The following is a 20745-nucleotide window of genomic DNA, read 5'->3' on the forward strand; positions in this document are numbered from 1 at the left end:
TCCGCGGACGGTTCCGTGAACCGCCTATCGGGCTGATGCGCTATTTCGTTGCAGGATTCACCCGAATGCGAGCGAAGAATTACCCGCAGGTCTCCTGCGACCAGTCCGCGGTCGCGTTGCTGCCGTCCTTGCGGACCACTTTCACCTGCAGGCACACGGGTTTCGCGCCGTCGAGCCGCACCGACGGCTCAGTCGCGACGCCGGTGCGCGCGCCGTCGGAAGTCCGCCACGAAAAGGTGTCCGTCGCCTGCTGGGAGGAGTAGTTCCACGCGAACTGGACTGCATTCGCATCCACCCTGGTCGCGGTGATCGCCGGTTTCCCCGGTGGTGCGCCGTCCGAGCCCGCGCTCTGGTTCCCGCCATCGTCGGCGACCGTGGTCACCGCCGGTCCGCTCCCCGGTTTCTCCTGACCGGACAGGAGGAACAGCCCGATGCCGACGATCACGGCCGTTGCCGCGCCGCCCGCCACGTAGAACGGCCACCGCAGGCGCACCGGAGGTTCCGGCTCGACCGGCACGGGTGGTGGCGGCGGTTTCTCCCGCACCAGTGTCGCTTTGAGCTCTTCCTGCTTGCGTTTCGTCGTGGGAAGCGACGGCGCGGGAGAGGGTGCGGCGAACGACGGCGCGGTGATCACGGGGCCGGCGACCGGCTCCAGCTCCGGCGCGGGCATCAGCACGAGGTCGGTCACACCGAACCGGTGCGCCCGCTGGATGGTCTGCAACCCGACCGCCAGCTCACCGATCGAACGAGGACGTGCCGCGGGGTCCGTTGCCATGGCGCGCAGCAGCAGCCGTTCGAGATCCGCGGACGCGAGCCGGCCGGTGGGCAGCCACCCGCTCAGGATCCGCCGCTCGATCGCGTCCTGGGTGTTGTCCGCACCCGGTGGCATGAACGGCGAGTGCCCCACCAGCAAGTGCCACAGCGTCGCACCGAAGGAGAACACCTCGGTCGGGATGCCCGCCTTCGCCCTCTTGGTCCGGTCGAGCAGCTCCGGCGCGGACCACGGCACGGACAAAGCCACCTGTCCACCGTCCTCGCCGTGGGCCAGGTGCCCGGCGATGCCGAAGTCGGTGAGATGTGGTTGCGGTGGCTGGACTTTGCTCATGAGCACGTTGGCGGGCTTGATGTCCCGGTGCACGATCCGCCGTTCGTGCGCGGTCTCGATCGCGCCCGCGACCCGCACGCCGATGTCCAGGACCTGCTTGACCGGCAACGGGGACCTGGCCGCGATGTTGGCGAGGTCGCCGCCCTCGTAGTACTCCATCACGAGGTACGGGCGGCCATCCGCGGCCGTGCCGGTGTCGTAGACCGTCACGACGTTGGGGTGGTGGCCGAGTTCGGCCATCGACTGGCCCTCGGCGAGGAACCTGTCCCGAAGATCCGCTGACAGGTCCGTCCCCTTCGGCACCTTCACGGCGACGTCGCGCTTGAGCACGCGGTGGTAGTAGCGGTACACCATCGCGAACCCGCCACCGCCGATGTCGGCGCGGAAGTCGAAGTGCGGGATCTCCGGTGGCCCCTGGGTCATCCGTTCACCTCGAAGGTGAAGAAGACCTGGTCCCCGAGCGTCACCCTGGTGCCGGGGTAGATCAACTCCGGAATGTGCGCGGCGAGGTCCTGCGGCGGGCAACCGGGCTGGGAGATCGTCGTGCCGTTGGTGGAACCCAGATCGCGCACCAGCACGTCCCAGCCGTCCAGCCGCACTTCCACGTGCGTCCGCGAGATCATCGTGTCGGACTCGGCCCCGACCTGCACGAGGTTGGCGCTGCGGGGATCGCCCTGGGGATCGCGGCCCAGCGCCACGTTGCGGTCGAGGGTGATCGTGTCGCCGTTGGACAGTCGCAGCGCGCCGAGCACCGGCATGGCGAGCATCGCGGCGTCCTGCACCGGCAGCGGAACCTCGCAGACGCGGCAGTGCACGGCGTACTCCGAACTCAGGTGACCGGAGGGGCACCTCTTCGCCCGCACCAGCTGGGAACCGCTCGCTCTGCCGTGCAGCATCTGCGTGTCGTTGGGAGACATGACGTTCGTGCGCAGCACCGTGTCCGTGACGGGCGGCGCGGCCTGCACCGGTTCGGGACGGGCGATCGCCGTGGTGACCTGAGGCGCCCAGTCGAACGACTGGATGACCCCGGTCACCGGAGCAGGCGGCTCGTCGCGGACGACGGTGAGCTCGACCGGTTCCTCTTGTCTCACAACGGTGTGCTCGACCCGCTCCGGCACCGGCACCGGCTCCGGTCGCGGCCGGGGAAGTCCCTCCAGCGACACCACGATCTCGCCGGCGAGCACCACACCGCTGCGCACAGGCAACACGGGACCGCGCACGCCGTTCGTCACCCGCAACCGCGCGACCTCGCCGAGGTTGCGGTCGACCCACGTCCCGACGCCGGCGCCGCTGATCTCGTCCACGGCACCGGAAGGGTCGACGACCTCGAGCCGCGTCTCGCCTCTCACGACGGCGCGGCGTTCGGTGCCGTCGAGCCGCACGAGCGCGAACCCGCTCACCGCGCGGAATCCCTCGTGGACGATCGCGGCGAGCACCTCGTCCAGCGGTTCGTCCGACCGCACCAGGTCCCAGCAGCGACCGACCAGATCGGACTCGGGCGGCACGGACAGCAGGAGCCAGGTGCGCTCCCCCACGACGGCGACCCACGTTCCCGGCACGTACCCGGCGTCGGTCATCGCGGCCCCCGCGGCACCGTGTCGCAGCTCGACGTGTCCGCCACGACGGGGTTGTCGACCACGAGCGCGGTCACGTTGTCCCGCGCCCGCGCGGCCACCGCGCGGTCCACGAGCGCCGCGGCCGCTTCCCGCGCTTCGGAGTGCAGCAGGAGCACCTCTTGGATCTCGTCGTCCGCCAGTTCGTTCGTGAGGCCGTCCGTGCAGATCACGAACCGTTCACCGGGGCGAGGAGGGAAGAGCCACAGGTCGGGGTCGGAAAGGCCCGCGTTGCCGAGCACGCGGGTGACGACGTGCCTGCGCGGGTACGAGCCGGCCTCGTCCGCTGTCAGCAGGCCCGCGGTCACGAGCTCCTGCGCCTCCGAGTGGTCGACGGTGAGCTGCGCCAGTTCCGCGCCGTCGAACCGGTAGACCCGCGAGTCGCCGACGTTGAACACGACCCAGTGAGGCCGTTCGGCGACCACGACGAGCGCGATCCCCGCGACCGTCGTCATCCCACCGTGCTCTGTCTCCTCCAGCGACCGGCACGCGGCGGCGAGCGTGGCGCGCACGTCCTCCGGGCCCGGCGCGTCCAGGGCGTCGAGCTCCTCGAGGCGTGCCACCACCAGCGCGCTGGCGACCTCGCCCGCCGCGTGCCCGCCCACGCCGTCCGCGACCGCGAACACCCTCGTACCGGCGATCGCGTTGTCCTCGTTGACCTCCCGCACCACACCGGGGTGCGTGGTGACCGCCGCCCGCATCATCGGACTCCCACCGCGTCGGAAAGGAGCTCGGCGATGCGCTCGTACGCCTCTTCGCGGCTGACGGGCGTGCTGTGGTCGGGGTCGCCCTCGGAGTCCGAGAGGAACCAGGAGCCGTCCACGTCGACCGCGACCGCGATGCTGACCTGGCCTCGGGCGGAACGGGACTGGACCAGCACGGCGGACTCGTCGCCCAGCACGCCGTCGAGCAGGTGCCTCACCTGGTCGGCCGCCGTGACGGCGAGGTCGATCGGCTGCACCACGTGCTGACCGAAACCGGCCGAAGTGAGTCCGATGTGGACATCCGGTCCGGTGAGCACGGCACCGAGCTGGGTAGAGCCGGCGGTCACGCCGAGCACCCTGGTCACGCGGTCCGCCGTCGCCAAGCCCGTCACGACCACCACCAACTCCTTCGACGGCACAACGCCTTCACCGCCGGGCTCGCACATCCCCCTCGCCAGCAGCGAGGCCAGACCCGCCGCGGCCGTCGTGTCGTCCGGGGGCGCGAGACCCAGGTCCTCGCGGATGGTCGGGATGTGGGGTGTGCGCACCCGCAGCAGGAACTCGATCTCGGCGAACGTGAGCACCAACGGCTGCTCCACGGCGGTCTCCCTAACGTCCGAGCAGGGCGTTGAGCCCGCCGTTGATGATGTCGCCGACACCGTCGGCCGCTTTGCCCACGCCGTCCGCCACACCCCAGAGGCCGTCGTGCAGCCACTCCTCTGCCGGGGTGAAGGCGACCGCGGCTTCCCACAGCACGGTGCCCACGAACAGCCCTGCGGCCACGGGAGCCACTGCGGGCGCGCCCAACACCAGTCCCGCGACACCGACTCCGACACCCACAGCACCGAGGACGGTCGAGACGCCGGCGTTGAAGGTCTCCTGGCTGGTGACGTCCTTTCCTGCCTCGTCGGCGAACTCGAACCCGTCAGACACCGTGTTCAGCACGTCGATGGGCAGCGCGAACTTGCCGAGGAGCTTCCCGGCCGTCCGCAACGGGACGGCGTCCCCCACTCGCACGGCGTCACCGAGGCGGATCACCTCGTGCGCGGTGGTCTGCGTCCACTTCCACCGGAGCAGACCGCGGTTCGCGTCCCGTATCACGCCGGCCGCGCCGGCCCCGAAACCGAGCGCCCCCAGCACGTGCCCGCCGAGCCAGAGAGCGGAGCCGAGCGGATCAAAGCCACCTGAGTCCGCACCACCGCCCGCTCGTCCGGCGGACGGCGCCCCCGCTCCCGCACCGTCGTCCGCACTCGCCTGACGCTGCTGACCGGCGTCACCCCGCACCCGCGCCCCGGCCTCCCGGAACGCGGTCGAGGCACCCTGCAACAGTCCCGCGAGCTGATGTCCCCACTGCCAGCGGAAGTCGTCGGCGTCACCGCCCTGCCAGGGCGAGGCCGCGAGCACGAACGCGAGCTCCGAGCGGACGCCGTCCAACCTGTCGGCGCAGGCGAGCATCGTTGCCGCCAGTTGGTCGAGCTGATCCGGATCGGACCCGATCACCGCGCTCACCCGCACCTCCTCCGCTGCGCTGTTCGGACCTCTCATCGCTCGACACCCGTCCGGCGTTAGGCGAAATAGAGGACAAAAAGTGGCCACAGGAAAGGGGAAACGTCCGGGCGGCGAGCAGCGATGATCAGTGGATGTCACGATGGCGCCGTGAACGATCTGTTCGAACGGTTCCTCGCTGTCGACACGACCGCCATCTGCGACGCCGACCGCACCACGCGGGTCGTGCACAGCGCGATCCGTCCGAGGTCCGCGACGACGCGCGTCTTCGGGCCCGCGTTCACCGTGCGCTGCCGGGAGGACTTCCTCGCGGTGCTGCGCGCGGTCGAGACCGCCGAAGCCGGCGCCGTGATCGTCGTGGACGGCGGGGCGCGCGAGACCGCGCTCGGTGGCGAGATGTTCGCGCGGGCGGCGTTGGTGCGGGGTCTCGGCGGCATCGTCGTGGACGGTGGCTACCGGGACATGTCCTACGTCGCGGGCTGCGAGCTTCCCGTCTACAGCCGGTTCGTCACGCCGCGCGCCGGCACGGCCTCACAGCTCGGGGAACTGCAGGTTCCGGTGACGTGTGGCGGAGTCGTGGTCAATCCCGGTGACCTGGTGCTCGGCGACGACGAAGGTCTCGTCGTGCTGGACCCGCAGCGGGCCGGGGCCGTTCTCGACGCCGCGCTGGCCGTCAAGAACACCGAGCACAAGGTCGTCGAGATGCTCAACGGCGGGTCGACGCTGAGTGACGCGTTCAACCTCACCGAGCACGTCAGCGCGCTGCAGCGGGGAGAACAGTCGGTGTTGCGCGCTCTGGTGGACTGACCGTCACCGCGAGCACGCCCAGCGCCGCCACGGTCAGCCACACGAAGGTGTCGAACTCGTGCAGCCGCGTCACGAACACCAGGAACACCGCGGCGAACGCAGGCCACGCATTGCCGCGCAGGGCGAGGAACACCAGCACCGGCACGCACCACACCCAGTGGTGCAGCCAGGACACCGGTGAGGCCAGCAGTCCGGCGGCCGCGATCACGAACAACGCCACCAGGTCGTCGCGGGTGCGCCGCGCCACGAACACCGCGAGCGCCACCACGGCCGCTGCCAGTGCCGCCCACAGCAGCGTTTCAACGCCCTGTGCCAGGCCCAGGTCGCGCACGAGCCCGCGGATCGACTGGTTCGTCGACAACGACATGTCGCCGATCCGGTCGGGGTTCAGCAGCGAGTGGAACCAGTACTGCACCGAATCCCTCGGCGCGATGAGGAAACCCGCGACGGCGAGGCCCGCGAAGGTGGCGACGGACGTGACCGCGGCCCTCCAGTCGCGTTTGACGAGGAAGTACAGCACGAAGATCGCGGGCGTCAGCTTGATCGCCGCGGCGACGCCGACCAGCACACCGCGGAAGCGCCGGTCCGTCACCAGCAGGCAGTCGGTCACCACCAGGGCCAGCAGGAACAGGTTGACCTGGCCGTAGCCGAACGTCCCCCACACCGGGTCCAGCGCCAGCGCGCCGATCGCGGCGAGCAGGCCGGCCGTCCACCGGAGATCGGGGCGCACCTTGCCCGCCACCACCACGCAGACCGCGGTCAGCGCGATGAAACCGAACGCCACCATCAGCAGGGTGTGCGCGCTCTGCGGCACGATGGTCAATGCGCTGAACAGCACCGCGGCGATCGGCGGGTAGGTGAACGGGAGCTGCGGGTCGAGCGGCGGACCGGTGAAGCCGACGTAGAGCGGCCTGCCCTCGAGCCAGGCGAGGCCGCCCAGGCGGTACACGTCCAGGTCGATCGGGTAGTGACCGGACCAGGTCACGAGCAGCCACACGAACGCTGCAGACCACAGCGCACCGGCAACCCAGTGGCTTTTCGCGAGACGAATCAGTTTGTGCGGAACTTCGTCGGTCGTCCGCATCGGTGAAGCGATGGACACGCTTTCGAAATTATTGACACTCGAACGTGTTCACCTTGCTGAACAACCGGCAGAACTACCGGCAGAATCGCTCTTGCCAGCAACGACGGGCTTCGCCAGACGTCTCTTCACACGCATGATGTGCTTGAGCGGACAGGGGGCGCAAGGGTGAGCACAACAGCGTTCGGGGACTTTCTTCGTTTCTACCGTTCCCGTGTTCCGCTGACCCAGGAAGAACTCGCGGAACGCACCGGGCTGAGCACGCGGGCGATCAGCGACATGGAACGCGGGCGCACGCTCAGCCCGCAGTTCCGCACCGTGCAGCTGCTCGTGCGGGGGCTCGGGCTGCCCGAGGACGAGGCGGCGGAGTTCACCGCGCTCGCCCGCGCGAGCAGGGCGTCCGCGGCGCAGGAGCGGCCGGGCTTCCCGTTCGCCGCGCCGTCGTCGTCGCTGCCGCCGGTGCTCGTCGAGCTCACCGGCAGGGAGGTCGAGCGGCAGGTCCTGGACGGGTTCGCCGAGGACGCGGCGTCGTCGTCGCGGTTGCAGATCGCGGTGGTCAACGGTGCTCCCGGCGCCGGCAAGACCGCGATCGCCGTCGACGCGGGTCACCGGCTGGGCGCACGGTTCGCCGACGGTTGCGTGTTCCTCGACCTGCGCGGCACGGACACCGAGCCGCTGAGCCCGGACCGGGCCGCGCACCGGCTGCTGCGCTCGTTCGGCGTGGACGAGCGGCAGATCCCCTCCGATCCGGACGACAAACTGTCGCTGTACCGGTCCCAGCTGCGTGACCGGACGGTGTTGCTGGTGCTGGACAACGCCGCGAACGAGGCGCAGGTGCGGCCGCTGCTCGCGTCCAGCCCCGGCACGCTGGTGCTCGTGACCAGCCGCAGAACCCTCACGGGCCTCGACGCGCGGCACCGGCTGGCGCTGGACCTGTTGCCGCTGGACCGTTCGGTCGCCCTGCTGCGCATCGTCGCGGGCCCCGAACGCCTGGCGGAGGAGACCGAGGCCGCCGTCCGGGTCGCGGAGCTGTGCGGTGGCCTGCCGCTCGCGTTGCTCATCGCGGGCCACCGGCTGGCGAGCAGACCGCAGTGGACGGTCGGCCACCTCGCGGAGCAGCTGGAGGACGAACGGCGCCGGCTGTCCGTGCTGCGCGCCGGCGACCTCCAGGTGCGCGCGGCGTTCGAGATCTCCTACCACCAGCTGAGTCCCGGAGCGGCGTCGTTGTTCCGCAGGCTCGCGCTGATCCCCGGACCGGACACGAGCGAGGACGTCGCCACGGTGCTCACCGACCTCCCCCAGGAGGCGTTGGAGGAGCTCGCCGACGCGAGCCTGCTCGGCATCGGCGAGACGCCCGGCCGGTACACGCGCCACGACCTGCTGCACGTGTTCGCCGCCGAGCGCCTGGAGCTGGACGAGGACCCGGCCGTGGCCGCCGAGCTGCGGACGCGGTTGCGGCACTGGCTGCTCGACGTCGCCACCAGGGCCGCGCGGTTCTTCGACCACGACGTGCCGGCCGAGAGCGCGGGTCCGGTGCGCGACAAGGAGTCCGCGGCCCGGTGGCTCGAGCTGGAGCTGGAGAACTGGCGCGGCGCACTGCGTTCGGCGGTGGCGGCGAAAGAACACGAGCGCGTTCTCGCGCTGGCACAGGCGATGCACTGGTACTCGGACATGCACGGCGTCGGCGAGCTGTGGCGCGAGGTCTTCGGCGCGGGCGCGGACGCGGCACGGTGGCTGGGCAACGCCAGGGACGCCGCAGAGCAGCTCAACTACCTGTCGTGGGCGCTGTACGCGTTGTGCGGGCAGCCGCACGAGGCGCTGGCCGTGCACGAGGAGGCGGCGGCGGTCCCGATCGACGACACCGTCACCGAAGCCTGGACCTGGTACTACGGCTCGGCGATCCGGCGGCGGGTCGGCGAACCGGAGAAGGCCGTGTGGCTCGGCCGCAGGTCCGTCGAGCTGTTCGAGCGCGCCGGTTACCTGATCGGCGAGAACCTGGCGCTCTCGCTGCTCGGCCTGATGCTGCGCACCGCCGGCGAGCTCGACGAGGCCGTGGAGGTGCAGCAACGGAGCGTGGACCAGCACCGCAAGGTCGGCGGCGACGACGAACTGCTGTCGATGCTGCTGATCCGCCTCGCCACGAGCGTGGCGGCCACAGGCGACGTGCCGGCCGCGCTGGAACTGCTCGACGAGGCGGAGTCGCTGTTCCGCGAACACGGCACCACCGCCGGAGTCGCGCGGGTGCGGCACCACCGGGGCCTGCTGCTGATGGACGCCGGCCGGTTCGACGAGGCACGCGACCAGCTGCTGGCAGCGCTGGACGAGGCACGGCTGTCCGACCAGCGGGTGGAGATCATGGCGCGGCTCGCCGACCTGGCGGACGCCGCCGGGGACGCCGCGCAGGCCAGGGAGTTCCGGGTGCGGGCGCTGGCCGAGTGCGACCGCTACGACACGCCCGCGGTGCGCACGATCGCCGCCGTGCTGGCGGCAGCTCTCGGCTAGCGGGTCCCGCACCGAACGGAAGCATCCACTCGATCGAGTGACACTTCCGCCATCAAAAAGCGCCTGTGTCAACTTTTTGTCCACAAATCCTGAGGTAAACACAACTGGACCTGCTCCATTTTCCCGCCCGCAGCAAAGTCATGTTGCTCGTGATGCAACGATGACGCGTTCCGGAAAGGGGAGACTGTGGATCAGGCAGCGCGTCCTCAACGCGTTTTCATCTCGTATGCGCACGACTCGGACGAGCACAAGGAGCAGGTCCGCGAGTTGTGGTGCTTCCTGCGCTCGAACGGCGTTGACGCCCAGCTGGACCTCGGGGCGACCGAGGACCGCCGGGACTGGACGCTGTGGATGGAAGACGAGATCAGACAGGCGGACCGCGTGCTGGTGGTGGCATCCGCGGCCTACCGGGAGCGGGCGGAGGGACGTACCAGCCGGAACACGGGGCGAGGAGTCCAGTGGGAGGCCCGGTTGATCCGGGGCGCGTTCTACACGGACCCTCGTGGACTCGGACGGTTCATTCCGGTGGTGCTGCCGGGCGAGTCGGTGGCAGGAGTGCCTGACTTCCTCGCCCCGGCGACCTCAACGGTGTACCACGTCCACGCGTTCACCACGTCCGGAGCCGAGGACCTGCTGCGCCTGCTCACCGGACAGCCCGCGAATCCCGCACCACGGCTGGGCCCGCCACCGGTCTACACGAGAAGCGGGCTGCCACGCCGCAGTCGGCCCCGTCCGCCGGTCGCTCCGCTGCGCCGAGCCGACGCCCCGTCCGGCAGCAAGACCTTCCGTCTGGTCAACGCACACCTGCGAGATCGTCGCGTCCAGGCCGCACTCCGAGCCGGCATCCTGGCGGGGGCCGAATCGGCTCTCGGGGCAGACCTCACGCCCACGCAGATGTCGGCGTTGCGACGCTATCTCGACTCGCCGGACTTCGAGGAGATTCAATTCCAGGTTCTGCTCTGGAGACTTTTCGACCACAAGGACGAAGACATCGCGGCGGTACTGCGCATCGAGATTTCCCACGGGCTTCGCCTCCACGTCGAACTCTCGGAGCGGATCCGGAACAACGGGGCGCTCAGCCTGCTCAACGCCGTGGTCGAGTCGGTGGAGGAGTGCATTCCGACGCTGCTGCTGCCGGTGGTCACCGACGAGGTCGCGGCCTGGCTCAGCCATCAGGCGACCAAATGCGCCACCAACAACGTGATGTCGCTGGGCGAGCTGAAGGCGGTGCAGGACACGCGCGGCTTCGCTGACCGGATGCGCGCCAGGATCGCTGTGACGCACGCGGTCATGCGGTTGCCGCACCTGCGCGTCACCGGCATGAGCGCATCAGTCGCGTACGACGACCTCTACGTCACTCCCAACCTCCAGGGCGCGTCAGCCAGCGCCCAGGTGGGCACGAGGTCGGTGTTGCTGGGTGATCCGGGCGCGGGCAAGTCGACCATGATGGCCAAGCTCGCCTGGGAGATCGCCACCGACGACACCGAGCGGGTGCCGTTCCTGCTCGTCCTGCGCAACTTCGCCACCGCGTTGCGAGAAGGGGGACGTGGCCTGGTCGCCTACCTCGAAGCTCTGTGCCGCGAGCCCTACAACATCGAGCCACCCGCGGGCGCAGTGGAGTACCTGCTCCGCAACCGCAGGGCCGTGGTCCTGCTGGACGGCGTGGACGAGCTCGTCGACACCGACCTGCGCGACAGATTCGCCCGCCTCATCGAGTCCTTCGCCGACGAGTACCCGTCAGTGCCGATCATCGTCACCGCCAGGAAGGTCGGCTACGAGACAGCGGCGCTCAACCCGAAGCAGTTCGACGTCGGGGTAATCAAAGAGTTCGACGACCACCAGGTCTCCGTCTACGTGCGACGGTGGTTCGCCTTGGACGCGAACACCTCGGAGCACGACAGGGCCACGCTCGCCGACACGTTCCTCCAGCACGGTGACACCGTTGGCGAACTGCGCAGCAACCCGCTGCTGCTCGCGCTGCTGTGCTCCATGTACGCCAGCGAGCACTACCTGCCGACCAACCTCGCACAGGTCTACGAGAAGTGCGCGTTGATGCTCTTCGAACAGTGGGACCAGATGCGCGGCGTGCCGCTGCCGGCGAGGTTCGAGGGCAGGCTGCGGGGTGCGGTGGGGTACCTCGCGTGGAGGCAGCTGACCTCCAGCGACGACATGACCACCTCCTGGCCGCGCCAGAAGATCATGTCGGTGCTGATGAACTACCTCGAGGACAAGGGTTTCGACCACGACGAAGCCTCAGAGCACGCGGCCGCGTTCGTCGACTTCTGCACCGGACGGCCGTGGGTGCTGAGCGACAGCGGCTCGGATCACGGCCAGCCCACCTACGGCTTCACCCATCGAACCTTCCTGGAGTTCTTCGCCGCCGACTACCTCGTGCGCAGCAACAAGACTGCCGAGTCGCTCTGGCTCGCCATCCACGCGCGCAGCCGGGACGTCCGCTGGGGCCCGGTGGCGCGCATCGCGTTGCAGCTCTACGACCAGAAGCACGACGACGGCGCGAGCGAGATGCTCCAGCTCATCACCGCGGAAGACCACCCGCTGGCCCTCGAGTTCAGTGCGGACGCCCTTCGGCACGTCCAACCGACTCCGGCGATCATCCGGCGGATCGTCAGCGCGGAGCTGCGCGCCGCCGCGACGACCGGCTCGTGGACCGACGACGACTGGTGTTCCTCGAGCTCCCGGATCCACCGGTCGCTCGTCGAAGAGCGCCTGACGAACCTGATCCGCACCGCGTCTCCCGCCAACCAGGGCATCGTCCGCAAGTCCATCGGCGTCTTGCTGACCGACTACGCGAACGACGGTCCTCACCGCAGAATGGCCGAGCACCTGCTCAGTGCGCTGGCCGCCGACCTGTCCGGCCGGTGAGCGCCGCCGGAGCGGGTCGGGCTCACGTCCCGCGCAGCGCGACGCCCGTCACTTCGTCGACCCCGCCAGCACCCCCTGCACGAAGTACTTCTGGAACAGCAGGAACACCGCCAGCGGCACGATCATCGACAGGAACGCCCCGGTCGCGAGCAGGTCGATGTTGGTGCCGAACTGGCGCAGCTGGGCCCGCAGCGCCACGGTGATCGGCGCCGAGTCCTGGTCCGCGAACACCAGCGCCACCAGCAGGTCGTTCCACACCCAGAGGAACTGGAAGATCGTCAGCGACGCGATCGCCGGCTTGGCCACCGGCAGCACGACCCGCTTGAAGATCACCCACTCCGTCGCGCCGTCCATCCGCGCGGCCTCGATCAGGTCGCGCGGGATCCCCGTGAAGAAGTTGCGCAGCAGGAAGATGGCGAACGGCAGGCCGAACGCCACGTGGAACAGCACGACGCCGGTGATCGTGCCGAACAGCCCGAACGCGCCGAACAGCTTCGCCACCGGGATCAGCGCGACCTGGATCGGCATCACCAGCAGCCCGACCACCACCACGGTGAGCGTCTCGCGGCCGGGGAAGTCGATCCACGACAACGCGTACGAGGCCAACGACGCCATGACGACGACCAGGACCGTGGCGGGAACCGCGATGTAGAAGGTGTTGAGGAACGACTGCCACACCGCCTGGTTCGCGACGAGCTCGGCGTAGTTGTCCAGCGTCAGCTCGGCGGGCTTGGTGAACACCGTCCACCAGCCGCTCGAGGTGTTGGCCGCCTCGTCGCGCAACGACGCGATCAGCAGACCGAACACCGGAACGAGCCAGAACACCGCCACCACCGCGAGCAGCACCTGCACGAACCCGTTGCCGAGCCGCCCGACCGCCCGCGACACCACTCCTCGCCGCGGCGCGCCGGACACCGGCACGTCGATGCGGACCTCTTCGGCTACCAGCGTCACGACCGCTCCCGTCGGAATCTGCGGATGTTGAACAACATCGCGGGGGCGACCAGCAGGAACAGGATCACCGCGAGCGCACTGCCGGCACCCTGGTCGCCGCCGGTGCCGAACGAGACCTGCCACATCTGCAGGGCCAGCACGTTGGCCTCCTCCTGCACGGAACCCGGCGCGATGACGAAGACCAGCTCGAAGATCTTCAGCACGTTGATCACCAGCGTCACGAAGACCACGAGCAGCACCGGCGACAGCAACGGGATCGTGACGCGGCGGAAGACCTGCCACTCCGTCGCGCCGTCGACCCGCGCGGCCTCCAGCGCGTCACGGGGAATCGCAGAGAGGCCGGCGGCGATGAACGTGATCGCGAACCCGGTCATGATCCAGATCCAGGACGAGATGATCACCGGGGTGATCAGCGACGGCCCGAGCCACGTCAGGCCTCGGAACGGCAGCGTGAAGTTCGACGACGGCAGGCGCACCACGACCTCACCCCTCGCCAGGTCGGGGAACGTGAACCTGCCGTCGTCGCCGGTCGTCGTGCGAGCGACGACCTTCCCCTCACTCACGGCCTCCACCGCGACACCCGGCAGACCGCGCTCCGTCGGGTCGACCGTGCCCGCCTTGCCGCCGACCGACACGTCGAGCCACACCACACCGCGCAGTTCGCCGTCGCCCGCGGACGGCACGGACGCCGGGAGTGCCTGCGCGGGCACGTCCTGCGGCGAGAAACCGATGAGCGGCAACGTGATCACCTCGCCCGCCCGGGAAGGCCGCGACGCGGTGAAACCCGCTTCCGTTGCGGCGTAACCCTCACGCGGCCGGGCCCCCGGGTACTGCGAGGCCGGGCTGAACACGTCGTGCACGCCGACCGCGGCCGCGTTGACGATGCCCTGGTTCGGGTCTTCCTCGTAGACGAGCCGGAAGATGATGCCGGAGGCGAACAGCGAGATCGCCATCGGCATGAACAGCACCAGCCGGAACGCGGTCGCCCACCTGATGCGCTCGGTGAGCACGGCGAAGATCAGGCCCAGACCGGTGACGGCCGCCGGGGCGACCACCACCCAGATCACGTTGTTGCGGAACGCGGTGAGCGTGCGCGGGTCGGTGAACGTGTCGACGTAGTTGCTCAGGCCGACGAACTCGTCACCCCTGGCGTCGAAGAAGCTGCGGATCAGCGAGTACACCAACGGGTACAGCACGAGCGCCGCGAGCACGACCAGCGCGGGCAGCAGGAACGGGATCGCCTGCCGGGGCGAGCGCCCCGGCGCGGCGTCCACGTTCGTCCGGAGCCTCATTTGCCGTAGGCCTTGACGGCGTTGGCTTCCAGTCGCTGCATGATGCCGTCGACGTTCTTCGGGTCGGCGAGGAAGTCCTGGAGGTCCTTCCACTCCCCCGCGCCCTTCGTGCCACCGAACGCGGCGGGAGCGAGGTCGGACATGTCGAACCGGACGTTGTCGCCCGCGTCGACGACCCGCTTGGCGAGGTCCTTGGTCACGTCGTCGGGGTAGGCGGAGGACGGGATGTCCTTGTTGGGCGACAGGAATCCGCCGAGACCCGCCCAGATCTGACCGGACTCCGGCGAGGCGAGGAACTTCATCAGCTCGGTGGTCGCCTTGTCGTCCTTGAACTGCACGGCCATGTCACCGCCGGCGACGACCGCGTCCTTGCTGCCCGCGACCGACGGGAACGGGAAGAACTTGGCGTCCTGGCCGACCTTCGCCTTGGTGTTGGTGGTGATCACGCTCGCGACGAAGTCCGCCTCGAACACCATCGCGGCCGTCGGGGGCTCGCCGAAGACGTTGATCACGGACTTGGGGAACTCGGTCTGCAGCGCGCCACCGGCGACGAGCGTCGGCTCGCCCCACAGCTTCGCCAGTTCCTCCAACGCCTTGCGCACGCTGGGATCGGTCCACGGGATCTCGTGCTTCGCGAGCTTGTCGTAGTTCTCGGGACCCGCGGTGCGCAGGTAGACGTTCTCGAACCAGTCGGTGAGCGTCCAGCCGTCCGCGCCGCCGACCGACACCGCGGCCAGACCGGTCTCGGAGATCGCCTTGCTGGTCTTGACCAGGTCGTCCCACGTCGCCGGCGGGGTCGCGCCGACCTGCTTGAAGGCCTTCTCGCTGTACCAGAACGCGGACTTGTTGGCAGTCTTGAAGGTGAAGCCGTAGAGCTTGCCGTCGACGCTGCCGAGCTTCTTCCACACCGCCGCGTTGTGGTCGGTGACGGCCTTCTCGACGTCCGCGTTCACGGGCTTCAAAGCGTTGGCCTCGGCGAACTGGGCGACGAGTCCGGGCTGGGCGATCAACGCGACGTTCGGTGGTGTGCCACCCGAGATTCTGGTCTGCAGCACCGTGGGCAGCTCGTCGCCGGCTGGTGTGTACTTCACCTCGGCGCCGGTCTTCGACGTGAACTCCGCCAGCACCTTCTCGAAGTTCTTCTGCTCGTCACCGGTCCAGGGGCCGACGACCTCGACGGTCTGCCCCTTGAGGTCCTCGGCGCTGGTGGTCGCCGCACCTCCCGAGCACGCGGCGGCGGCGAGCGCGAGCAGTGCGATGAACTGCTTCCTCATCGAAGCGTCTCCTCTACTTCCAGATCGAGGACCCGGTGGCCGGGTCGAAGAAGTGCAGCCGGGAGGTGTCCACCCAGGCGGCGACGGGTTGTCCTTCGTAGATGCGGGTGCGCGGACTGAACCGTCCTACCAGGACGGTCCCCTTGCTGGTCTTGGGCAGGTCGTCGGTGCCGGCGTCCTGCGCGAGCTCACGGGTGTCGTCGGTGACCACGGGCGGCACGTCGACCGGGAAGTGCACGAGGACGTCCGAGCCCATGGCCTCGACGAGGTCGGCCACGGAGTGCAGGATCTCGCCCTCGCGGGCGTCGGCCAGCGCCGTGTCCTCCATGTCCTCCGGCCGGATGCCGACCACGACGTCGCGGCCGACGTACTGCCGCAGCGCCGGTCGTTGGCGCAGCACGGACTCCGGCAGCAGCAGGGCGTCCGAGTTGAGCGACACCCAGAACCGGCCGTCGTTCTCCTCCAGCCGCGCGGACACGAGGTTCATGCCCGGCGAACCGATGAACCCGGCCACGAACAGGTTGACCGGACGGTCGTAGAGCTCCTGCGGCGGCCCGACCTGTTGCAGCACACCGCGTCGCATGACGGCCACGCGGTCGCCGAGCGTCATGGCCTCGGTCTGGTCGTGCGTGACGTACACGGTCGTCACGCCGATCTCGCGCTGGATGCGGGCGATCTGCGCCCGCATCTGCACCCGCAGCTTGGCGTCCAGATTGGACAGTGGCTCGTCCATCAGGAACGCCTGGGGTGCCCGCACGATCGCCCTGCCCATCGCGACGCGCTGCCGCTGACCGCCGGAGAGGTTGCGGGGCTTGCGGTCGAGGTGCTCGGTCAGTTCGAGGACCTCGGCCACCTCGCGGACGCGGTGGTCGATCTCCTTCTTGGCCAGCTTGCGCAACGTGAGGCCGAACGCGATGTTGTCGTACACGTTCAGGTGCGGGTAGAGCGCGTACGACTGGAACACCATCGCCACGTCGCGGTCACGTGACGGGACGTCGTTGACGACCTGCTCGCCGATGCGGATGGTGCCCTCGGTGATCTGCTCGAGCCCGGCGATCATCCGCAGTGCCGTCGTCTTGCCGCAGCCCGACGGGCCGACGAGCACCAGGAACTCCCCGTCGCGGATGTCGAGGTTGAGGTCGGTGACCGCACGGGTGCCGTCACCGTAGGCCTTGCCCAGGCCCGTGAGAACGACTTCTGCCACGCCAACTCCCTGGTTCGGTGTGATTGCAGACCGTAGGCCCGGCCGCCCTAAGGGAGATTTAAGGACGAAACACGATCTCGATAAGCTCGAAACACCTCTCCCAATCGGCGGGTTCGCTGCTTACGCTGCGTGTATGTCGAAGGTGCTGGTGGTCGAGGACGACCCGGTGGTGCAGGCGGCGCTCGTGCACGCGCTGACCGACCTCGGGCACGTCGTGCAGGCCGTCGGCACCGCGGTCGCCGCGTTGCGCGAAGCGGGCACGAACGAGCTGGACCTGGTGATTCTCGACCTCGGGCTGCCCGATCTGGACGGTGTCGCCGCCCTGCGGATGCTGCGCGGGGTCAGCAACGTGCCGGTCATCGTGGCCACCGCGAGGGGCGCCGAGAACTCCGTCGTGAGCACGTTGAACGCGGGTGCGGACGACTACATCGTGAAGCCGTTCTCCTCCGAACACCTCGCGGCGCGGATCAACGCGCTGTTGCGCCGCACGGGTGGTTCCGCCGCTCCCTCCGAGGTTGTCGTCGTCGGCGACCTCAGCGTCGATCTGGCACAACGATCCGCAACGCTCGGTGACGGCGTGCTCGCGTTGAGCAGACGTGAGTTCGACCTGCTGGCGTATCTCGCGCAACGGCCGGGGCGTGTCATCTCGCGGCGGGAGCTCATTCAGGCCGTGTGGGGGCATCCGTACGTGGGTGACGACAAGACGATCGACGTCCACGCGTCGTGGTTGCGGCGCAAGCTCGGGGAAACGGCGGCGCATCCCCGTTATCTGCACACCGTCCGCGGTGTGGGGTTCAAGCTGGCGGCGCCCGAATGAGATCGGTCGTCACCCGTGCGTTGCTGATCGCCGCCGGGTTGGTGACGGTCGTTTTCCTGGCCACGGCAGGGTTTCTGCTGTACTCACAAGCCTCGTCCAGTGCGCGGGCGGCTGATCAGCGGGACGCGGCCGTGGTCGCCGGTGTGCTCGCGGTCTCGTCCGACGCCGACGTCGTCCGCGGCACGATCGCACGCACGACAGCAGGTGCCCAGGGGCGGCTGTCCGTGGTGCTCGCGAACGGCACGCGGCTCGGTGCGGGTGGCGGGTCGCCGGCGGTGTCCGTTGGCGGGGCGACGGTGTCGGTGGTGCCGGCGACCGTGCCGTTCCCCTACGGTGCCGTGTTCGTGGTTCTGGGCGTAGCTGTGGTGACACTGGGGCTGGCGGTGTGGCTGGGGCATCGGCCGTTCACGCCCGTGATCGAAGCTCTGCGGGCGCTCGCCTCGTCGACCGGGCGGCGGGTGCGGTTGCGCGGGCCTCGCGAACTGGAAGCGCTGGCGGAGTCGATCGACGCGGCCTCGGAGCGGACTTCCCAGCTGCTCGCCAAGGAGCGCGAGATGATCGCGGACGTGTCGCACCGGTTGCGCACGCCGCTGGCGGCCCTGCGCCTCGACGCCGACGCAGTGGGGTCGGGACCCGTCGCCGACCGGATCCGCAGCGCGGTCGGGACGCTGGGACACGACGTAGACCGGATCATCCAGGCCCTCCAACCCGTGGAGGGCGAGTCCACGAGCACATGCGACGTGGCATCGGTGGTGGAAGCGCGGATGGCGTTCTGGTCCGCGCACGCCGCCGACCAGGGACGGGTGTGCGAGATCGACGTCGGTGAGCCGTGCTGGGTGCCGTTGTCACCCGACGCGCTGGGGGCGGTCGTGGACGCGTTGCTGGAGAACGTGTTCCGGCACACCCCCACCGCCGCTCCCGTCGGGGTGTCGGTCGTCCGGCACGCCGGGTGGGTGACGCTGGTGGTCGAGGACGGCGGCACCGGGGTGGCCGATCCGTCCTCGGCGTTGCACCGCGGCAGCAGCGGTGGCGGGTCGACCGGGCTCGGGCTGGACATCGCCCGCGCCGCCGCCGAGGCGACGGGCGGGACGATCCACCTCGAACGCGGACGGCTGGGCGGGGCGCGCGTCCGGTTGCGGTTCTCCGAGGCCGACAGCCACCACGAGCCGGCGAGCCCGCGTGCGTGGCGGCTGTGGCACGGTCACCCCTGATGTGGAGCCGTGACCGTCAGCCATCGCCGCGTCTTCCGGTGCTCAGCAGGGCACCTCGCGGCACCGGCACCACGATGTACCCGTCTGAACATCGAAATACGGGGCGACGTCTGACGATCACGGCTCCAGCAGCAGCGCACACCGGATCAGGCCGAGGTGCGAGTAGGCCTGCGGGTGGTTGCCCAACGAGCGTTCGGCGACCGGGTCGTACTCCTCCGGCAGCAGTCCCGTCGGTCCCGCGAGCCTCACGAAGCTCTCGAACAACTCCTCCGCGTCCGCACGACGGCCCACCGCGATGTAGGCCTCGATCAGCCACGTCGTGCAGAGGTGGAACCCGCCCTCGTCGCCGGGCAGGCCGTCGTCGCGCAGGTAGCGGTACACGGTGGGGCCGCTGCGCAGGACGTCCTCGACCGCGACGACGGTGGCGTGGAAGCGTTCGTCGGACGGGTCGAGCAGCCCGGACAGGCCGACGTGCAGGGACGCGGCGTCGAGGTCGGTGCCGTCGTAGGCCGTGGTGAAGGCACCGACGCCGGGGTTCCAGCCGCGGGTGAGCACGTCGTCGGCGATGGTGTCGCGCAACGAGAGCCAGCCGGGGTCGACGGATCGGCCGAAGCGGGCGCCCAGTGCGATGGCGCGGTCGAGCGTCTGCCAGCACATCACGCGGGAGTACACGCGGTGGCGCGGCAGGTCGCGTTCCTCCCAGATGCCGTGGTCCGGTTCGTTCCAGGCGAGCGTCACGGCGCGGACCATCGCGGTGACGACCTCCCAGTCGCGGTCGGCGAGGGTGCCGCGGGCCAGTGCGAGGTCGTGGACGAGGTCGGCGATCGGGCCGAACACGTCGAGCTGGACCTGCTGGTCGGCGAGGTTTCCGACGCGCACCGGACCCGAACCCGCGTAGCCGGGCAGGCTGTCGATCACCACCTCCGGGCCGAGGGTCGTGCCGCGGACCGTGTACAGCGGGTTCAGGTGCTCGGGACCGGGCACGGTGGCGAGCACGCCGTGCAGCCAGTCGACGAAAGCGCTTGCCTCCTTCGTCGATCCCAGCGACACCAACGCCTGCACGGTGAGGGCGGCGTCGCGCAGCCAGCAGTAGCGGTAGTCCCAGTTCCGGATGCCGCCGATCTGCTCGGGCAGCGAGGTCGTGGCGGCGGCGAGCACGGCGCCGGTGTCGCGGTGGCACAACGCTCGCAACGTGAGAGCGGATCTTCGGACGAGATCGCGGTGAGCGGCGGGCAGGTGCAACGCCTCCACCCATTCGACCCAGTCCTCTTCGGACGGTCGGGCGTCCCACCGCAGTTCGAGCACGACAGGTGGGATGATCACCGCGGTGGCCGTGCCGTCCTCGATCAGCCAGTCCACACCGGGTGAACGCAGCTCGATCGGTGTGCCCGCCACGCGAAGTCCGTCGGCGGTGCGCTCCAGCCGCACCGGAAACTGGCCAAATTCTGGACGTGGCGCGAACTCCACGACCGCGGGCACCCTTCCGTCGACCTCGCGGACGAGACCGCCCGCGAGCCGGTCGGTGACCTGCAGGCCGGTCCAGCGCGTCTGCACGGTCATGCAACCGGGTGCATACCGTTGGCCCAGCGGCAGTTGGTCTTTTCGGGGCCTGATCGAGAAATGACCTTCCCCGCCGAGGAGTTTGGCGAACAATGCAGGTGAGTCCGGGGCGGGCTGGCACAGCCACGTCACGTCCGCGTCCGGCGTGACCAGGGCGAGGGCACGGCGGTCGGAGAGCAGGCTGTGCCGTTCGATCGGCACCGCCGTGCGCACCGGGAGCTGGGTCAGGAAG

At 69.6% G+C, this 20745-nt stretch carries 15 protein-coding genes and 1 pseudogene; 5 read left to right on the forward strand and 11 right to left on the reverse strand.

Going from position 1 to position 20745, the window contains the following annotated elements:
• Window positions 1-79: 79 nt before the first annotated feature.
• From ACFOWZ_RS40170 to ACFOWZ_RS40190, 5 genes are read right to left on the reverse strand one after another with little or no spacing between them, the layout of a single operon-like run.
• A complete protein-coding gene (locus ACFOWZ_RS40170; protein ID WP_382379207.1) occupies window positions 80-1528 on the reverse strand; it encodes a serine/threonine-protein kinase in 1449 nt (482 codons plus the stop codon).
• On the reverse strand, window positions 1525-2682 hold the full coding sequence (locus tag ACFOWZ_RS40175; protein ID WP_382379208.1) for an FHA domain-containing protein: 1158 nt from the start codon (window positions 2680-2682) through the stop codon (window positions 1525-1527). Before ACFOWZ_RS40175 ends, ACFOWZ_RS40170 begins: the two co-directional genes overlap by 4 nt.
• Window positions 2679-3422 (reverse strand): PP2C family protein-serine/threonine phosphatase, encoded by a 744-nt coding sequence (locus tag ACFOWZ_RS40180; protein ID WP_382379209.1) that lies wholly within the window; start codon window positions 3420-3422, stop codon window positions 2679-2681. The genes ACFOWZ_RS40175 and ACFOWZ_RS40180 overlap by 4 nt, the downstream gene beginning before the upstream one ends.
• On the reverse strand, window positions 3419-4021 hold the full coding sequence (locus ACFOWZ_RS40185; RefSeq protein ID WP_382379210.1) for a hypothetical protein: 603 nt from the start codon (window positions 4019-4021) through the stop codon (window positions 3419-3421). The genes ACFOWZ_RS40180 and ACFOWZ_RS40185 overlap by 4 nt, the downstream gene beginning before the upstream one ends.
• A gap of 10 nt (window positions 4022-4031) precedes the next feature.
• A complete protein-coding gene (locus ACFOWZ_RS40190; protein ID WP_382379211.1) occupies window positions 4032-4967 on the reverse strand; it encodes a hypothetical protein in 936 nt (311 codons plus the stop codon).
• A gap of 111 nt (window positions 4968-5078) precedes the next feature.
• Here ACFOWZ_RS40190 and ACFOWZ_RS40195 point away from each other — a divergent pair, with 111 nt between their 5' ends.
• Window positions 5079-5735 (forward strand): RraA family protein, encoded by a 657-nt coding sequence (locus ACFOWZ_RS40195; protein ID WP_382379212.1) that lies wholly within the window; start codon window positions 5079-5081, stop codon window positions 5733-5735.
• On the opposite strand, the gene ACFOWZ_RS40200 is transcribed toward ACFOWZ_RS40195, so the two are convergent.
• On the reverse strand, window positions 5683-6837 hold the full coding sequence (locus ACFOWZ_RS40200; protein ID WP_382379213.1) for a glycosyltransferase 87 family protein: 1155 nt from the start codon (window positions 6835-6837) through the stop codon (window positions 5683-5685). The two genes, ACFOWZ_RS40195 and ACFOWZ_RS40200, sit on opposite strands and share 53 nt — an antisense overlap.
• Before the next feature lie 147 nt (window positions 6838-6984).
• Between ACFOWZ_RS40200 and ACFOWZ_RS40205 the strand changes: the two genes are divergently transcribed.
• Window positions 6985-9318, forward strand: a complete 2334-nt coding sequence (locus ACFOWZ_RS40205; RefSeq protein ID WP_382379214.1) for an ATP-binding protein — start codon at window positions 6985-6987, stop codon at window positions 9316-9318.
• A 186-nt stretch (window positions 9319-9504) separates the two neighbouring features.
• Window positions 9505-12201: an NACHT domain-containing protein gene (locus ACFOWZ_RS40210; RefSeq protein ID WP_382379215.1), complete on the forward strand. Its 2697-nt coding sequence runs from the start codon at window positions 9505-9507 to the stop codon at window positions 12199-12201.
• Window positions 12202-12249: 48 nt separating this feature from the next.
• On the opposite strand, the gene ACFOWZ_RS40215 is transcribed toward ACFOWZ_RS40210, so the two are convergent.
• Genes ACFOWZ_RS40215 through ACFOWZ_RS40230 form a run of 4 tightly spaced genes read right to left on the reverse strand, consistent with a single transcriptional unit; the run spans window position 12250 to window position 16925 of the window.
• The gene (locus tag ACFOWZ_RS40215; RefSeq protein ID WP_382379216.1) at window positions 12250-13155 is read right to left on the reverse strand and encodes a carbohydrate ABC transporter permease; all 906 of its coding nucleotides are present in this window, start codon (window positions 13153-13155) and stop codon (window positions 12250-12252) included.
• Entirely contained in the window at window positions 13152-14447 is a 1296-nt protein-coding gene (locus ACFOWZ_RS40220; RefSeq protein ID WP_382379217.1) for an ABC transporter permease, read from the reverse strand. Before ACFOWZ_RS40220 ends, ACFOWZ_RS40215 begins: the two co-directional genes overlap by 4 nt.
• Window positions 14444-15721, reverse strand: coding sequence for an ABC transporter substrate-binding protein (locus ACFOWZ_RS40225; protein ID WP_382379219.1), 1278 nt, complete (start codon window positions 15719-15721; stop codon window positions 14444-14446). The genes ACFOWZ_RS40220 and ACFOWZ_RS40225 overlap by 4 nt, the downstream gene beginning before the upstream one ends.
• Before the next feature lie 13 nt (window positions 15722-15734).
• Complete coding sequence (locus ACFOWZ_RS40230) at window positions 15735-16925, reverse strand: ABC transporter ATP-binding protein (RefSeq protein WP_382379221.1); 1191 nt, start codon at window positions 16923-16925, stop codon at window positions 15735-15737.
• Window positions 16926-17058: 133 nt separating this feature from the next.
• On the opposite strand from ACFOWZ_RS40230, the gene ACFOWZ_RS40235 reads away from it, so the two are divergent.
• Both ACFOWZ_RS40235 and ACFOWZ_RS40240 read left to right on the forward strand, forming a co-directional pair.
• Entirely contained in the window at window positions 17059-17742 is a 684-nt protein-coding gene (locus ACFOWZ_RS40235; RefSeq protein ID WP_382379222.1) for a response regulator transcription factor, read from the forward strand.
• Window positions 17739-18953 carry a sensor histidine kinase gene (locus tag ACFOWZ_RS40240; protein ID WP_382379223.1) on the forward strand — a complete coding sequence of 405 codons (1215 nt, stop codon included), beginning with the start codon at window positions 17739-17741 and terminating at the stop codon, window positions 18951-18953. The genes ACFOWZ_RS40235 and ACFOWZ_RS40240 overlap by 4 nt, the downstream gene beginning before the upstream one ends.
• 117 nt (window positions 18954-19070) lie before the next feature.
• On the opposite strand, the pseudogene ACFOWZ_RS40245 reads toward ACFOWZ_RS40240, so the two are convergent.
• A pseudogene (locus ACFOWZ_RS40245) lies at window positions 19071-20717 on the reverse strand (glycoside hydrolase family 15 protein); the annotation flags it as partial.
• Window positions 20718-20745 lie beyond the last annotated feature (28 nt).

The organism is Lentzea rhizosphaerae, from assembly GCF_042649515.1.
GTDB classification, from domain to species: domain Bacteria; phylum Actinomycetota; class Actinomycetes; order Mycobacteriales; family Pseudonocardiaceae; genus Lentzea; species Lentzea aerocolonigenes.

Excerpts from the sequence above, each read along its gene's own strand:
- ACFOWZ_RS40170 (WP_382379207.1), bottom strand. The coding sequence starts at position 1,528 with ATGACCCAGGGGCCACCGGAGATCCCGCACTTCGACTTCCGCGCCGAC.
- ACFOWZ_RS40175 (WP_382379208.1), bottom strand. The coding sequence starts at position 2,682 with ATGACCGACGCCGGGTACGTGCCGGGAACGTGGGTCGCCGTCGTGGGG.
- ACFOWZ_RS40180 (WP_382379209.1), bottom strand. The coding sequence starts at position 3,422 with ATGATGCGGGCGGCGGTCACCACGCACCCCGGTGTGGTGCGGGAGGTC.
- ACFOWZ_RS40190 (WP_382379211.1), bottom strand. The coding sequence starts at position 4,967 with ATGAGAGGTCCGAACAGCGCAGCGGAGGAGGTGCGGGTGAGCGCGGTG.
- ACFOWZ_RS40220 (WP_382379217.1), bottom strand. The coding sequence starts at position 14,447 with ATGAGGCTCCGGACGAACGTGGACGCCGCGCCGGGGCGCTCGCCCCGG.
- ACFOWZ_RS40225 (WP_382379219.1), bottom strand. The coding sequence starts at position 15,721 with ATGAGGAAGCAGTTCATCGCACTGCTCGCGCTCGCCGCCGCCGCGTGC.
- ACFOWZ_RS40235 (WP_382379222.1), top strand. The coding sequence starts at position 17,059 with ATGTCGAAGGTGCTGGTGGTCGAGGACGACCCGGTGGTGCAGGCGGCG.
- ACFOWZ_RS40240 (WP_382379223.1), top strand. The coding sequence starts at position 17,739 with ATGAGATCGGTCGTCACCCGTGCGTTGCTGATCGCCGCCGGGTTGGTG.